Genomic DNA, 398 nt, shown 5'->3' with positions numbered 1-398 from the left:
ACGTTGTAGAGCGGGATGCCGATGCGGAGCGTCTCGATGACCTTCACCGCCTCTTCCGGCGATTCGGCAATCAGCGGCAGATGGGGCGGGTCGGATTCCTGCAGCGCCTCCGGGCTGGCGGCAGCCTCGGCCGCCGTGTCCCGTTCGCCCTGGCCGTCCAGTGCTTCCAGCGCGTCCGGGAGCAAGGCGTCGGCCGCCTCCGCACGGTCGTCCATTGCTTCTGTTTCGGCCTGGGAATCTGCCCCGGCCTTTGCCTCGGCATCGGTGTCCTCCGCCAGCCCGCCGGCGGGCACCAGGGCCTCAGCGGGCGGTGCCTCGGCGTCGGGCTGCACGCCGGGGGACATGCCGAGGTCGACCATCCCCGGTACTTCGGGAAGCGCTGGAATGCCGCCCAGGGG

General features: G+C 71.4%; 1 protein-coding gene. It reads right to left on the bottom strand.

From position 1 onward, the window contains the following. Positions 1 to 359: hypothetical protein (locus GVJ63_RS22085; protein WP_159227377.1), on the bottom strand; the 359-nt coding region annotated here is incomplete at its 3' end. Positions 360 to 398: the final 39 nt, after the last annotated feature.

This window comes from Pantoea sp. 18059 (assembly GCF_902706165.1).
In the GTDB taxonomy this organism is placed as follows: domain Bacteria; phylum Pseudomonadota; class Gammaproteobacteria; order Enterobacterales; family Enterobacteriaceae; genus Pantoea; species Pantoea agglomerans.
This window is presented reverse-complemented; position numbering and strand designations above follow the sequence as displayed.